The organism is Arthrobacter sp. P1_D12, from assembly GCF_056406175.1.
The window spans coordinates 49,657-64,912 of sequence record NZ_JBFUAR010000026.1 but is presented as its reverse complement, the minus strand read 5'-3'; the positions used below and the strand labels follow the sequence as shown (position 1 = coordinate 64,912).

Annotated in this window: 11 protein-coding genes; all 11 read left to right on the top strand. The window is 68.5% G+C overall.

Going from position 1 to position 15,256, the window contains the following annotated elements; translation table 11 throughout:
- Positions 1-110 precede the first annotated feature (110 nt).
- The 11 genes from AC1DZV_RS18210 (at position 111) to AC1DZV_RS18160 (ending at position 15,180) form a co-directional block, all read left to right on the top strand.
- Complete coding sequence (locus AC1DZV_RS18210) at positions 111-2,087, top strand: APC family permease (protein ID WP_476950193.1); 1,977 nt, start codon at positions 111-113, stop codon at positions 2,085-2,087.
- Entirely contained in the window at positions 2,084-3,484 is a 1,401-nt protein-coding gene (locus AC1DZV_RS18205; protein WP_476950194.1) for a class I SAM-dependent RNA methyltransferase, read from the top strand. The genes AC1DZV_RS18210 and AC1DZV_RS18205 overlap by 4 nt, the downstream gene beginning before the upstream one ends.
- A gap of 202 nt (positions 3,485-3,686) precedes the next feature.
- Positions 3,687-6,500: an aconitate hydratase gene (locus AC1DZV_RS18200; RefSeq protein ID WP_476944123.1), complete on the top strand. Its 2,814-nt coding sequence runs from the start codon at positions 3,687-3,689 to the stop codon at positions 6,498-6,500.
- A gap of 186 nt (positions 6,501-6,686) precedes the next feature.
- Positions 6,687-8,660, top strand: coding sequence for a 1-deoxy-D-xylulose-5-phosphate synthase (gene dxs, locus AC1DZV_RS18195; RefSeq protein ID WP_476954303.1), 1,974 nt, complete (start codon positions 6,687-6,689; stop codon positions 8,658-8,660).
- Between the two features lie 74 nt (positions 8,661-8,734).
- Entirely contained in the window at positions 8,735-9,292 is a 558-nt protein-coding gene (locus AC1DZV_RS18190; protein ID WP_028277007.1) for a hypothetical protein, read from the top strand.
- 66 nt (positions 9,293-9,358) lie between these two features.
- Complete coding sequence (locus tag AC1DZV_RS18185; RefSeq protein WP_476954302.1) at positions 9,359-9,577, top strand: helix-hairpin-helix domain-containing protein; 219 nt, start codon at positions 9,359-9,361, stop codon at positions 9,575-9,577.
- Between the two features lie 71 nt (positions 9,578-9,648).
- Positions 9,649-10,626 (top strand): aldo/keto reductase, encoded by a 978-nt coding sequence (locus AC1DZV_RS18180; protein ID WP_243179303.1) that lies wholly within the window; start codon positions 9,649-9,651, stop codon positions 10,624-10,626.
- 98 nt (positions 10,627-10,724) lie between these two features.
- Positions 10,725-11,753, top strand: coding sequence for a nucleoside hydrolase (locus AC1DZV_RS18175; RefSeq protein ID WP_476954317.1), 1,029 nt, complete (start codon positions 10,725-10,727; stop codon positions 11,751-11,753).
- Between the two features lie 144 nt (positions 11,754-11,897).
- Positions 11,898-12,719 carry an ECF transporter S component gene (locus tag AC1DZV_RS18170; RefSeq protein ID WP_476954301.1) on the top strand — a complete coding sequence of 274 codons (822 nt, stop codon included), beginning with the start codon at positions 11,898-11,900 and terminating at the stop codon, positions 12,717-12,719.
- A 92-nt stretch (positions 12,720-12,811) separates the two neighbouring features.
- Complete coding sequence (locus AC1DZV_RS18165; RefSeq protein ID WP_476954300.1) at positions 12,812-13,570, top strand: energy-coupling factor transporter transmembrane component T; 759 nt, start codon at positions 12,812-12,814, stop codon at positions 13,568-13,570.
- On the top strand, positions 13,567-15,180 hold the full coding sequence (locus tag AC1DZV_RS18160; protein WP_476954299.1) for an ABC transporter ATP-binding protein: 1,614 nt from the start codon (positions 13,567-13,569) through the stop codon (positions 15,178-15,180). Before AC1DZV_RS18165 ends, AC1DZV_RS18160 begins: the two co-directional genes overlap by 4 nt.
- Positions 15,181-15,256 lie beyond the last annotated feature (76 nt).

Genomic DNA, 15,256 nt, shown 5'->3' with positions numbered 1-15,256 from the left:
ACCGGCCACGCGGTCCCGGAAGGCCACGGGCACGGGGCGCCGGCCGGCGCCCTTGCGGACGCCGACTTCGCCGTCATGACATCGCGTCCGAATCAGACTAGCTTTGTGTGGTGCTGACAATTTTCAATGCCGTGAAGCGGGTGCTGGTAGGCAAGCCCTTCCGGAACGACCGTCTGGCCCACACGCTCTTGCCGAAGCGGATCGCGCTGCCCATTTTCGCTTCGGATGCATTGTCCTCCGTGGCCTATGCCCCTGACGAAATCCTCCTGACCCTGGCCATCGCCGGCGTCAGCGCTGTCGCCGTCGCCCCGTGGGTGGGCCTCGCCGTCATGGTGGTGCTCCTGACCGTGGTGGCCTCCTACCGCCAGAACGTCCACGCCTACCCCTCCGGCGGCGGCGACTACGAGATCGCCAACGTCAACCTCGGCAAATTTGCCGGCCTCACCGTCGCCTCGGCGCTGCTGGTCGACTACGTCCTGACCGTGGCCGTGTCCATGTCCTCGGCCGCGACGTACCTGACCACCGCCGTGCCCTCGCTGCACGGACAGCAGGCGGCGATTGCCACGATCGGCGTCATCATCCTGGCCCTCGTGAACCTGCGCGGCATCAGGGAGGCCGGCAGTGTCTTCGCCGTCCCGACCTACATCTTCATGGCCTCCATCCTGGGCATGACCGCCGTCGGGATCTACCAGGCCGTGACAGGCCAACTGGGGCAGGCACCCTCGGCAGCGTTCGAGATTGTGCCGGAGCCGGGCTTCGATGAAGGACTTGTCGGCCTGGCCGGCGCGTTCCTGCTGCTGCGTGCCTTCTCCTCCGGTGCGGCGGCCCTGACCGGCGTCGAGGCCATCAGCAATGGTGTGCCCAACTTCCAGAAGCCCAAGAGCAAGAACGCGGCCACCACTCTGCTGCTGCTCGGCGTGATTGCCTCCGCCATGCTCGCGGGCATCATCTACCTGGCCAACGCCACCAAGGTGCACATCGTGCTGGATCCGGCGACGGAATTCCTCCTGAACGGCAAACCGCTGGAAGAGGGGTACATCCAGAACCCGGCTATCAGCCAGATCGCGCAGACAGTTTTCGGCGAGGGGTCCATCCCGTTCTATATCGTGGTGGCCGCCACCGGCGTCATCCTGGTGTTCGCCTCCAACACGGCGTTCAATGGCTTCCCGGTACTCGGCTCAATTTTGGCCCAGGACGGCTACCTGCCGCGCCAGTTGCGCACCCGTGGCGACCGGCTGGCCTTCAGCAACGGCGTCCTGGCCCTGGCGGCCGGCGCCATCGTTCTGATCCTCGCCTTCAACGCCGACGTCACCAAGCTCATCCAGCTCTACATCGTGGGCGTCTTCATCTCCTTTACGATGAGCCAGCTGGGCATGATCAGGCACTGGGGCCGGGAACTGAAACTGTCCAAGGACTCCGCCGTGCGGTTGCGCATCATCAAATCCCGGACCATCAATACGGTGGGCTTTTGCATGACCGCTCTGGTGCTGGTGATCGTCCTCATCACCAAGTTCTCCCAGGGCGCCTGGATCGCACTGCTGGCCATGTTCGTGCTGTTCCTGATCATGTGGAGCATCCGGGCGCACTATGACAACGTGGCCAAGGAACTCGCCGTGGACGAGGACTCCTCGCCGCGCGCGCTGCCCACCCGTGTGCACGCCGTGCTGCTCGTCTCGCACGTGCGCAAACCGGTGCTGCGCGCCCTCGCCTACGCCCGGGCCTCACGCCCGTCGCGGCTGGATGCCATCACGGTGGACATCAGCCCCGAAGAGACCGAGGCGACAGTTGCGGACTGGGAGAAGCTCGAAATCCCGGTGCCGCTGACCGTGCTTGCCAGCCCGTTCCGTGAAACGGTGACCCCGATCATGGAGTACATCAAGAGCATGCGCCGGGATTCGCCCCGCGACCTGATCGTTGTCTACATCCCGGAGTATGTCGTCGGCAAATGGTGGGAGCAGCTGGTCCACAACCAGACCGCGCTGCGCATCAAGACCCGGCTGCACTTCGAGCCCGGCGTCATGGTGGCCAGTGTGCCGTGGCAGCTGAAATCGTCCGAAGAAGCCAAGAACCTGCAGGATATCCAATGACCCCCGACACCCGGACGCACGCCCACACCGATCTCGTCGTAGATGTCGGACCCGTCGCCCACGGCGGGCACTGCGTGGCCCGGCACGAGGGACGCGTCATCTTCGTCCGGCACGGCATTCCCGGTGAGAAGGCCCGTGTCCGGCTCACTGACGACGGCCCGGCCGCGAAATTCTGGCGCGCCGATGTGGTGGAGGTCCTGGAGCCCTCCCCGGACCGGGTGCCGCACTTCTGGGACCTCGCCGATTCCGCGCGTTCCTGGTCGCACCGGCACCCGCCCGTCGGCGGCGCCGAACTCGGCCACATGTCCCTGGCGCGCCAGCGCAGCCTCAAGGCCGAGGTCCTGGCCGAACAGCTCAAGCGGCTGGCCGGCGTCGAATTTGCGCCGGCGGGGCAGATCACAGTCGAAGCCGTCGGCGCGGCGGCAGGGGCCGGCGCAGGCGCGCCGGAGGATGCCGGCAGTGCGGGGGAGCCGGCCCCTTCCGGCCTGGGCTGGCGGACGCGCGCCGGCTTCGCCGTGACGGCGGCCGGCAAGCTCGGCATGCACGCCCACCGCTCCGATGCCATCCTGCCCGTGCGCGACATGCCGCTGGCCGTGGACGGGATCAACGCGCTCCGGCTCTGGGACATCGACCTGCAGGGCATCGACCGGGTCGAGGTTGCCGCCCCGGCGAACGGCTCCCGGCCGCTGGTGCTGCTGGTCCCAGCCCCGGGAACCCGGTCCAAGCGGCTCAGCGGCATCCTGGCCCAGCTGCCCGACGACGTCTCGGTCGCCAGCCTGGACCCGGCCACCGGCGAGGTGCTGCAGTTGCGCGGCCGCACCTACGTCCAGGAGTCCGCCGCGGGCCACGAGTACCGGGTTACCGGCGACGGCTTCTGGCAGATCCACCGGGATGCCCCGGAGACACTCGTCGGCGCCGTCACCGGTTTCCTGCACGACGGCGGCTACCTCGCGCCGGGCTCGGTGGTGGCGGACCTGTACGCCGGGGCCGGACTGTTCACGGCACCGCTGGCCGATGCCGTGGGCGTGACCGGATCCGTGCTCTCTGTCGAGGGAGCACCCGGAACCAGCCGCGATGCACGCAAGAACCTGCACGACGCCGCCCAGGTCGAGATCGTCCAGGGCCGTGTGGAGCGCGTGCTGCGGCAGAAACCCCGCAACTTCGACGCCCTGATCCTGGACCCGCCACGCGCAGGTGCCGGCAAGGCGGTAGTCAAACAGCTGATCGACGCCGGTCCCCGGGCCGTTGCCTACGTCTCCTGCGATCCGGCGTCGTTCGCCCGCGACCTCGGCTACTTCCGGCAGGGCGGTTGGGGCATGGCCGGGCTGCGTGCCTTCGACCTCTATCCGCACACCCACCACATGGAGACTGTGGCGTTACTGACTCCCCAACCGTGATGCCACTAGGATGGGCGTAGTAGTCCGTCGTCGCGCTCCATCACCATTGCTGTTAATGGACTGGCGTTGATCGGCCGTTCCCTGCGTTTCTTACCTGCATTGCGTACCTTGATGTACCGATGCCTGTATTAGTTAGGCCGACCTAACTAGCAAGGGTCCTGCGGCGCGGCAAAGATGAAACTGTTGCGAGAGGAGTCCTGCGATGAGCATTGTGGACAGCTTCGGTTCAAAAGGCAAACTTAATGTAGCCGGAACCGAATATGAAATTTTCCGGTTGAACTCCGTCGAAGGTGCAGAAAACCTTCCGTTCAGCCTCAAGGTATTGCTTGAAAACCTGTTGAGGACCGAGGACGGTGCCAACATCACGGCCGACCACGTCCGTGCGCTGGCAGGCTGGGATCCCAGCGCCGAGCCCGACACCGAGATCCAGTTCACGCCGGCGCGCGTGATCATGCAGGACTTCACCGGCGTGCCGTGCGTCGTTGACCTCGCCACCATGCGTGAGGCCGTCAAGGAGCTCGGCGGAGACCCGAAGCGGGTCAACCCGCTGGCACCGGCCGAAATGGTCATTGACCACTCGGTCCAGATTGACGCCTTCGGCAACTCCGGCGCACTGGAGCGCAACATGGAGATCGAATACCAGCGCAACGGGGAGCGTTACCAGTTCCTGCGCTGGGGCCAGACTGCATTTGACGACTTCAAGGTCGTCCCGCCGGGCACCGGCATTGTGCACCAAGTCAACATCGAGTACCTGGCCCGCACCGTCATGACCCGTGAAGTCGACGGCGTTGTCCGCGCTTACCCGGACACCTGCGTCGGCACCGACTCGCACACCACCATGGTCAACGGCCTGGGCGTACTGGGCTGGGGCGTTGGCGGCATCGAGGCCGAGGCTGCCATGCTCGGCCAGCCCGTGTCCATGCTCATCCCGCGCGTCGTGGGCTTCAAGCTCACCGGCTCCATCCCGGCCGGCGCCACCGCCACCGACGTCGTCCTGACCATCACCGAGCAGCTGCGCAAGCACGGTGTGGTCGGCAAGTTCGTCGAGTTCTACGGTGAAGGCGTCGCGGCTGTGCCGCTGGCCAACCGTGCAACGATCGGCAACATGAGCCCGGAGTTCGGCTCCACCGCCGCGATGTTCCCGATCGACGACGTCACCCTCGACTACCTGCGCCTCACCGGCCGGTCCGACGAGAACGTCGCGCTCGTGGAGTCGTACGCGAAGGAACAGGGCCTCTGGCACGACCCCTCCCGCGAGATCAAGTTCTCCGAGTACCTCGAACTGGACCTGTCCACGGTTGTGCCGTCGATCTCCGGCCCGAAGCGCCCGCAGGACCGCATCATCCTCACGGAGTCCAAGGCCCAGTTCCGCGAGGACCTGCGCAACTACGTGAAGGAAGACCTGGCCGACGGAAGCCTGGACGAAGCGATCGACGAAAGCTTCCCGGCTTCGGACTCGCCCTCATTCACCGCCTCTTCGTCGCACCCGAGCGACGTGGCCCCGCACGCGCACGGCCCGAAGTCCAACGGCCGCCCGTCCAACAAGGTCAGCGTCAAGACCGCGGACGGACGCGAGTTCGAGCTCGACCACGGCGCCGTCTCGATCGCCTCGATCACCTCCTGCACCAACACGTCCAACCCGTCCGTGATGCTGGCCGCCGCACTGCTGGCCCGCAACGCCGTCGACAAGGGCCTGACGTCCAAGCCCTGGGTCAAGACCTCCGTGGCTCCCGGTTCCAAGGTGGTCACCGACTACTACAACAAGTCGGGCCTGACCCCGTACCTGGAGAAGCTCGGCTTCTACATCGTGGGCTATGGCTGCGCCACCTGCATCGGCAACTCCGGTCCGCTCGACGCCGAGATCTCCGAGGCCATCCAGGCCAACGACCTCTCCGTCACCGCGGTGCTCTCCGGCAACCGTAACTTCGAAGGCCGGATCAACCCGGACGTGAAGATGAACTACCTGGCCTCCCCGCCGCTGGTCATCGCCTACGCCCTGGCCGGTTCCATGGACTTCGACTTCGACAACGACGCCCTGGGCCAGGACGAGGCCGGCAACGACGTCTTCCTGAAGGACATCTGGCCGAACCCGGTCGAGGTCCAGCAGGTCATCGATTCCTCGATCGACAAGGAAATGTTCGCCCGCGGCTACGAAGGCGTCTTTGAGGGCGACGATCGCTGGAAGGCGCTCGACACCCCCGCCGGCGACACCTTCGCCTGGGACGAGAAGTCCACGTACGTCCGCAAGCCCCCGTACTTCGAGGGCATGAAGGCCCAGCCGGAGCCGGTCCAGGACATCACCGGTGCGCGCGTGCTGCTCAAGCTGGGCGACTCCGTCACCACGGACCACATCTCCCCGGCCGGTTCCTTCAAGTCGGACACCCCGGCCGGCCAGTACCTGCTGGCCAACGGTGTGGAGCGCAAGGACTTCAACTCCTACGGCTCACGCCGTGGCAACCACGAGGTCATGATCCGCGGCACGTTCGCGAACATCCGCATCAAGAACCAACTCCTGGACGGCGTGGAGGGCGGCTTCACCCGCGACTTCACCCAGGCCGACGGCCCGCAGGCCTACGTCTACGACGCCGCGCAGAACTACCAGGCAGCCGGCACCGCGCTGGTGGTCCTGGCCGGCAAGGAGTACGGCTCGGGTTCGTCCCGTGACTGGGCCGCCAAGGGCACTGCCCTGCTGGGCGTCAAGGCTGTCGTTGCCGAGAGCTACGAGCGCATCCACCGCTCCAACCTGATCGGCATGGGTGTCCTCCCGCTGCAGTACCCGGCCGGCCAGAACGCCGCCAGCCTCGGCCTGACCGGTACGGAAACCTACGCAGTTGAGGGCGTCACCGCCCTGAACGACGGCACCACGCCGAAGACCCTCAAGGTCACGGCCACCGCCGAAGACGGTTCCGTCACGTCCTTCGACGCCGTGCTGCGCATCGACACCCCGGGCGAGGCAGACTACTACCGCAACGGCGGCATCCTGCAGTACGTCCTGCGCCAGATCTCCGCACACTAGCGGAGCTGCCGGGCACGTCACTGACCGGCCGGGGCCGTTGCGTTCCCGGTTTCGGCCGCGGGTGCTGGATCTCGAGCGGGGGAGCGGCGGGCGGGGCCGTGCAGGGCGCCGGAACGCCTCCGGCGCGGCGGCCTGCCCGGAGGCGTTAGAGTTAAAAGGCATGTCTACCACCCGAAGGAGGGGCCGTTGGGAATCTTGGACACCATCCGGAATCCGCAGGACCTGAGTAAGTTGTCCGGGGCGCAGCTGGATCAGCTGGCAGCCGAGGTCAGGGATTTCCTGATCGGCAACGTCTCCCGGACGGGAGGGCACCTGGGCCCGAACCTCGGCGTCGTCGAGCTCACCATCGCGGTGCACCGGATCTTCGATTCCCCCCGCGACAGCATTGTCTTCGACACAGGGCACCAGTCCTACGTGCACAAGCTCCTCACCGGACGGCAGGATTTCAGCACGCTCCGCCAGCAGGGCGGCATGTCCGGCTACCCGGACCGCGGCGAATCCGAGCACGACATCGTCGAAAGCTCGCACGCGTCTTCCTCGCTGTCCTGGGCCGACGGCATCTCGCGCGCCCGGCAGCTGACCGGCGACGGCGACCGCTTCGTCGTCGCGGTGGTGGGCGACGGCGCCCTGACCGGCGGCATGGCCTGGGAGGCCATCAACAACATCGCGGCGGACAAGAAACGCCGTGTCGTGATCGTGGTCAACGACAACGGCCGCTCGTACGCCCCGACGGTCGGCGGCTTCGCCGACTACCTGGCGTCCCTGCGCCCCACCATCGATTCCCTCCGGGCCGCCCCCTCCTATGAAGGCACGCTCGAGTGGTGGAAGCGCAAACTGCAGAAGGGCGGCCCCGCGGGGCAGTTCACGTACAAGAGCCTGCACGCCATGAAGAAGGGCATCAAGGACTGGTGGGCCCCGCAGGGCATGTTCGAGGACCTCGGCATGAAGTACATCGGTCCCGTCGACGGCCACGACCTCCAGGCCATGGAAAACGCCCTGTCCACCGCCAAGAACTATGCCGGCCCCGTGATTGTGCACGCCATGACGGAAAAGGGCCACGGCTACGCCCCGGCCCGCGCCCATGAAGCGGACCAGTTCCATGCCGTAGGGATCATCGATCCGGAGACCGGGGCACCCACCGAGGCCGGTGGCGCGAAGTCCTGGACCGCGGTGTTCGCCGACGAGATCGCCGACATCGCCGACGAGCGCCAGGACATCGTCGGGATTACCGGTGCCATGCTGATTCCGGTCGGGCTGCACAAGTTCGCCGCCAGGCACCCGGAGCGCGTGTTCGACGTCGGCATCGCCGAGCAGCACGCCCTCACCTCGGCTGCCGGCATGGCGTTCGGGGGACTGCACCCGGTGGTCGCGGTCTACGCGACGTTCCTGAACCGTGCCTTCGACCAGCTGCTGATGGATGTCGCCCTGCACAAAGCCGGCGTCACGATCGTGCTGGACCGGGCCGGCGTCACCGGACCCGACGGCGCAAGCCATCACGGCATGTGGGACATGGCCATGGTCCAGATCGTCCCCGGGCTGCACCTCGCCGCGCCGCGCGACGCCACCCGGCTGCGGGAGGAACTGCGCGAGGCCGTGGCCATTGAAGACGCCCCGAGCGTGCTCCGCTACTCCAAGGGCAACGTCGGCCCCGAAGTCGAGGCGGTCGAACGCCTGGACGACGGCGTGGACGTGCTGGCCCGCCGGCCCGCTGGCTCGAGCGAGAACGACGTCCTGATCGTCAGCGTGGGCGCGATGTCAGAACTCGCGCTGGACGTCTCCAGCCGGCTCGGTGCCCAGGGCATCAGCTCCACGGTGGTGGATCCCCGCTGGGTCCTCCCGGTCCGGCAGTCCATCATCGATCTCGCCGCGCGCCACCGCCTGGTCATTTGCATCGAGGACGGTGTGCGGGCCGGCGGCGTCGGCTCCCGGATCCGCCAGGAGATGCGTGCCGCGGGCGTCGACACCGCCCTCAACGAGGTCGGCCTGCCGGTCGAGTTCCTCGAACACGGCACGCGCAGCCAGGTGCTCGAACGCGTGGGCCTGACCGCCCAGCAGATCACGCACGACGTCGTCGCCCAGGTCCTGGGCACCAAGGTGCCGTTTGCGCGCCCCTTGCCCGGCCAGGAACACCCCAGCACCGGCAGCATCCCGCAGCTGTAGCCAGCACATCCGTTGAGCACTACCCGTGGGCGCCACTGAATCCGGCGCCGGACGGCCCAGGAAGGAACTGGCATATGAGTGGAATTATCAGAGTTTACAAGCGTGACGAAGAGGGCACCCTGCACTTCAGGGAGGCCTGGTTTGACGAGGACTACAGCCAGTTCGTGATGAACCACGGCGTCGTCGGACACCAGAGCAAGACGGACGAGACCGACGTCGCGGACGCCGAGGCCGCGGAGCGCCTCATGGACGCCTTCGCGGCCCAGTGCGCCGAGGACGGCTACGCCGAAATCCCGGCGGAGGAACAGTCCTGGGTAGTGGCCCAGTACGCGCTGAAGACCAAAGAGGGGACCAGCCGCGACCGGTACCTCGAGGAAAAAGCCAAAGACGCCCTGATCAGCCATCTGGCCTGGCGGGGCCTGGGGATCGTGGACCGCAGCGAATTTTCCGACGCCCGGCTCAACATCTTCTGCCTCACCCCGGACGTGAATAAGACGGTCAACGCCATCAAGGTCTGCATCCGCGGCGAAGACCTCGACTTCACCAAACTGAGCATTGGCGCCGCGCCGTTTGGCGAGGATACTTTCAAGCTCAAGCACTCGCCGAAGCCGGCAAACAGCTTCACACTTTAGGCAGCACGGGCAAGGAGCCGGGCACGGCTCACACCAGTTTGGGGGCACGGACTGAAAGGCAACGCAATGACGCGCAAACCCTCGAAACCAGGCTGCACCCCGCTGCCCGCGGGACTCGCGGCGCCGGCGCGAAAGTCGCTCGCGCACGCGGGGGTCGAGACCCTCGAAAACCTCGTGCAGCTTGGCCGGCGCCGGCTTGCCGGGATGCCGGGCGTCTGCCCCCGGACCCTCGCGCAGCTCCAGGACGCCATGGACGAGCACGGGCTGAAGCTGCCGGCAGGGTAGCGGGGGTCCGCTCCTCCGCCGCCCGCGGCGGCCTGGCCGGGACACCCGCCGGGGCGATATAGGCTAAAACCATGACTGAATACCGCCGCGTTGGAACTTCCGGACTGTCCGTCTCTGTCGTGGGACTTGGCTGCAACAACCTGGGCCGGTCCGGGACCGTGACTGAATCGCAGGAAGGCACCGACGCCGTCGTGCACGCGGCGCTCGACGCCGGGATCACCTTCTTTGACGTCGCGGACGCCTACGGCCGCGAGCCCGGCCTCAGCGAGTCAATGCTCGGCAAGGCCCTCGGTTCCCGCCGCGACGATGCGGTCATCGGCACGAAGTTCGGCATGGACATGCGCGGCGCCAACGGCGAGGACTTCGGTGCGCGCGGATCCCGCCGCTACATCATCAAGGCGGCGGAGGCCTCGCTGCGCCGGCTCGGTACGGACTGGATCGACCTCTACCAGTTCCACACCCCGGACCCGCTCACGCCCATCGACGAGACGCTCTCGGCCCTCGACGACCTCGTCACCAGCGGCAAGGTCCGCTACATCGGCCACTCCAATCGGGCCGGCTGGCAGATCGCCGAGGCCGAGTACGTGGCACGCGCCCGCGGGGGAGCCCGCTTCATCTCCAGCCAGAACCACTACAACCTGCTGGACCGGCGCGCCGAACTCGAGGTCACCCCTGCAGCCGAGGCCTACGGCCTGGGCGTCCTGCCGTACTTCCCGCTCGCCAACGGCCTGCTGACCGGCAAATACTCCGCCGGCCAGGCCCCCGAGGGAAGCCGGCTCAGCCACACCCGCACCAACCTGGTCCACGACGCCGACTGGGAACAGCTGGGTGCCTTCGGCAAGTTCGCCGCCGACCGCGGGCTCAACGAAGTCCAGGTGGCCTTCTCCTGGCTGGCCGCCCAGCCGTCCGTCAGCAGCGTCATCGCCGGCGCCACCACCCCGGAGCAGGTACGCCAGAACGCCGCCGCCGTGGCCTGGAAACCCAGCCATGCCGACCTCGCCGAGCTGGACGACCTCTTCCCGCGCACGCCCAAGGTGGCGCTGTTCTGAACGGTCCAGGTCTGAACGGTCCAGGTCTGAACAGCGATCGTCTGAACACTGCCGCAAGCGCCGGGACGGCGGACCCTGCCGTGACGCATTCAATCCTGATGGACGTCGACACCGGGATCGACGACGCCCTGGCCCTGGTCTACCTGCTGTCCCGGCCCGAGGTCCACGTCCAGGCGATCACGTGCACCGCCGGGAACGTCGGGGCCCGGCAGGTGGCGCTGAACAACCTGGCCCTGCTGGAGCTGTGCGGCCGCGAGGGCATCGAGGTGGCCATCGGCGCCGAGGTCCCGCTGGAGATCCCGCTGGTCACCACCGAGGAGACCCACGGGCCGCAGGGCATCGGCTACGCCGAGCTGCCGCCGCCGCGCCAGCAGATCTCGGCCCGGCACGCCGTCGACGTCTGGGTCGAGGAGGTGCGGGCGCACCCGGGGGAGCTCACCGGCCTGATCACCGGACCGCTGACCAACTTCGCCCTTGCCCTGCGCCGGGAACCGGAACTTCCGCGGCTGCTCAGGGGACTTGTGATCATGGGCGGCAGCTTCTACTACCAGGGCAACACCACCCCGACGGCCGAATGGAACACGTCGGTGGATCCGCATGCCGCCAAGGAGGTGTTTGCCGCCTACCGGGGCCTGCCCGAGGACAAACTGCCGATCCTGTGTGCCCTGGAAATGACCGAGCGGATCGAGATGCACCCGGAGCACCTGCGCCGACTTGGCGAGGCCGCCGGTGCACCGGAGCCCGAACTCGTCCTCCCGGAGCAGCCCGAAGGCCAGCGCAGCCGGTCCGGGAACCCCCTCGTCGCGTGCCTGTCCGACGCCCTCCGCTTCTACATGGAATTTCACCGGCTCTATGACCAAGGCTATGTGGCGCACGTGCACGACGCCTTCGCGGCCTGCGCTGCCGCGGGGCGCACACCGTTCGCCACCCGGCCGGCCACGGTCGACGTCGAAACGGATTCGCCCCTGCTGATCGGCACCACGGTGGCTGATTTCCGCGGGCTGTGGGGGTTGGCGCCGAACGCCAGGATCGTCTCCGACAACAACCCCGGGCACTGCTTCGACGAACTGATTTCCTCGATCGGCGCCCTTGCCCGGGACGTGGGACGCCGGACGCCGACGGGCTGAAACCGGACATCATTGCCGGGCCAATGCGGGGAGTGCCCGGACGGGTCTGCAGATCGCTAGAATGGCCGCCGCTCGCTAGGATAGTAGCTGCGCCGAGGTGACATGAGGCGGATCTTGTTGCACCCAGCCGAAGGAACACCCCTCATGTCACAGCCAGCCCTCACCATCATTGCCCCTGGACAGGCGGCCGGCCGCAGGCGCCGCCTGCTCGAAATCGCCGGCGCCGCCGCCATCGCCGCCACTTACATCTTCCTGGTGCTGACCCAGCCCGCTGACATTGCCAACGGTCCGGCCAGCTTCTCGGCCCTCGTTGCCCTCGGCGGCTTCCTGCTCGGCGCTGTGCTGCTGATTGTGGCCGTCCTGCCGGCGCTGCCCACCTCCACCGTGGTCCTGATCCCGGTGGCGCTGGTCCTGAACGTGGTCCTCGGACAGCTGATGGGCAGCACGGGCCTGCCGTTCTACATCGACGCGATCGGCACCGTCCTGATCGCCGTCCTCGCCGGACCCGCAGCGGGTGCCGCCACGGGCGCGCTGAGCAGCATAATCTGGTCCTTCTTCAACCCCACCGTCCTGCCGTTCGCCGCCGGCGCCGCCCTCATCGGCTTCCTCGCCGGCATGGCCGCCCGCGGCGGGCTGTTCCGCCGCTTCTACCTCGCCCCCGTCGCCGGGTTCGTCACCGGCATCCTGGCCGGCGTCGTCTCCGCCCCGATCGCCGCGTTCGTCTTTGGCGGCACATCAGGGCTGGGTACCGGGGCGATCGTCAGCGCCTTCCGCGCCATGGGTGACACCCTCCTGGCCGCCATCACCAAGCAGGCACTGATTTCCGACCCCATGGACAAGGCGATCGTCTTCACCATCGCGGCGCTGCTCGCCTACGCACTGCCCCGCCGCACCACCTTCCAGTTCCCCTTCGTGCGGCGCTACCGGGTGCTCGCCGGCAAGGCCCCGGCAGCACCGGACGCCTGAGCACCGCGGCGGCCGGGACAGCCCGAACCTGCGACACTGACACAGCGACACTGACACAGCGACACTGACACAGCGACACTGACACAGCGACCATGACACCGCGACTGCACCCCTTCACCACGCTGACCGTCGCCGTATGCGCAGCCGTCGTCACCACGGCGGCCGCGTATTGGCCGCTGTCTGTCGCCGTGGCCCTCGCCGCGGTGATCCTTGCCGCGCGCCATGGCATTGCGGGGCGCGTCCTGACCGCAGGAGCGGTGATCCTGACGCCCCTGTGCCTGTCCCTGCTGGTGCTGCACGGCCTCTTCTTCCCTGAGGGCCAGACCGTGCTGGCCCAGTGGGGCCCGGCGAGGGTCACGGCCGAGGGTCTGGGCTTCGCGCTGGAGCTGGGAACCCGGACCACGGCCTGCGTGCTGGTATTCCTGCTCTTTTCCTTCACCGTGAGCGTCCCCGACCTCGTCTCCGCCCTCGCCGGGCGCAGGATACCACCGCAGTTCGGCTTCGTCCTGGCCTCCACGCTCACCCTCCTGCCCGCCGTCGCGGGCCGCCTGGACCGGATCCGGCAGGCCCAGGAAACCCGCGGGATGGTGGTCGGACGCGGCCTGCTGTCCCGCCTCGGCACCCTCCGTCTGCAGATGGTGCCGCTGGTCCTGGCCCTGATTGACGACGCCGGAAGCCGCGCCCAGGCGCTCGACGCCCGCGGCTTCGGCAGCCCGGGGCCCCGGACCAGCTACCGCGAAGTCGCCGACCCGCCCGCCCAGCGGCTCTTCCGGGCAGCCGCACTGGTGTTCGCGGCGGCCGCCGTCGCCGGGCGGATTGTGGCCTCCTGGCCTGCCGGGGCGGCGTCATGACGGCCGCCACCCGCACGGCGCTTCAGATCCGGATCGAGGCGTTCACGTTCCACGGCGATGACGCCCCGGTGCTGAGGGATGCCGCACTCTCGGTCACGCCGGGTTCCCTGACCGCCGTCCTGGGCGGGTCCGGGAGCGGAAAATCCACGCTGGGCAAACTTATGGCCGGCTGGCTCCGGGCCGGTCACGCCGGACAATTCCGCGGCAGCCTGGAGCTCGGCGGCACGGTGCTGGAATTCCGCGGCGTGCCCGAGGACCCCCGGATCAACCCCGCCGAGTGGTCCCGCCGCGTGGCCTTCGTTCCGGAGGACGCCGCGGCGATGCTCTCCTCGGTGCGCGCCACGGTCGCGGAGGAGCTGGCCTTCGGCCTGGAAAACCGCGCGACGGCCCGGGAGGACATGCTCCGCGCGGTGGAGCGCACCGCCGCCCGCACCGGACTCTCTCACCTGCTGGACCGGGACCCGGCCACGCTCTCCGGCGGGGAGCTGCGCCGGCTCGCCGTGGGCTGCGCCGTCATCACGGAACCGGACGTGCTCATCCTGGACGAACCGCTGGCATCGCTGGACGCCGCCGGAGCCGCGCAAGTCGAGGCCCTGGTCCGCAGCCTCTGCGGCGCCGGGACCGGCGTCGTCCTCCTGAGCCAGGCGGCGGACCGGCTCGCCGGGGAAGCCACGCACTGGACGATTCTCGACGCTCGGACGGCGCACGATGGCAGGACGGTCACCGCTGCCGGGACGCCGGCGCAGCTGGCCGGCTCGGCCGAACTGGAGCGCGCCGGAGTGATTGGCGCAGGCGGGCCCGGCGGTCTTGGGCCCAGCGGTATTGGGTCCGGCGTCGTGGGGTCCGGCGTCCTGGGGTCCAGTGGGTCAGGAGTCGCCGCCGGCGCCCGCCGTCCCGGGCCGGTGCCTGCCGCGGCGCCCGGTCCCGGCCCGGCATCGCTGGAACTGCGCGGGGTTGGGTTCGGCTACGCCCGGGACCCGCGGCGGCACGGCACCGGGGCGGAGGACCGGGTCCTCCGGGACGTGGATTGCGCCGTGCGCCCTGGCGAGATCATCGCCGTGACCGGGCCCAATGGCGCCGGCAAGTCGACACTGCTGCGCCACTTCAATGGACTGCTCCGGCCCTCGGCCGGGGACGTGCTGGTCTGCGGGTGCAGCATTGCCGACGTGCCGGTGGGAAAGGTCGCGGCCTCCGTGGGCCTGTTGTTCCAGCACCCCCGGGACCAGCTCTTCGAACGGACCGTCCTGCGGGAAGCCGCGTTCGGACTCCGGCAACTGTCCGGAAAGGCCGGCGCCGAGGGCAAGGCCCGGGCCGCGCTGGCCGCGGTGGGCCTGTCCGGTACCGAGGCGGCACACCCGGCCGAGCTGTCCGCCTCCCGGCAGCGGCTGCTCGCCCTGGCCACGGTCCTGGCCCGCGAACCGGCGGTGTTGGCCCTGGACGAACCGACCGTCGGGCTGGACCGGCACGGTCTCGAGGCGCTGCAGGGCGCCGTCGACCGCGCCGCCGCGCGGGGCGCCGCCGTCGTCATGGTCACCCACGACCTGGACTACGCACGGAGGAACGCGCACCGCGTCCTGGAACTCAGCGGCGGGAGCCTGCGGGAAATCTGACTGGGGCCGCGGGGTAGGCACGGAATCCAACGCGCAATGGATGACGCGCAATGTATATTGCTTGGAGTTTCCGCGG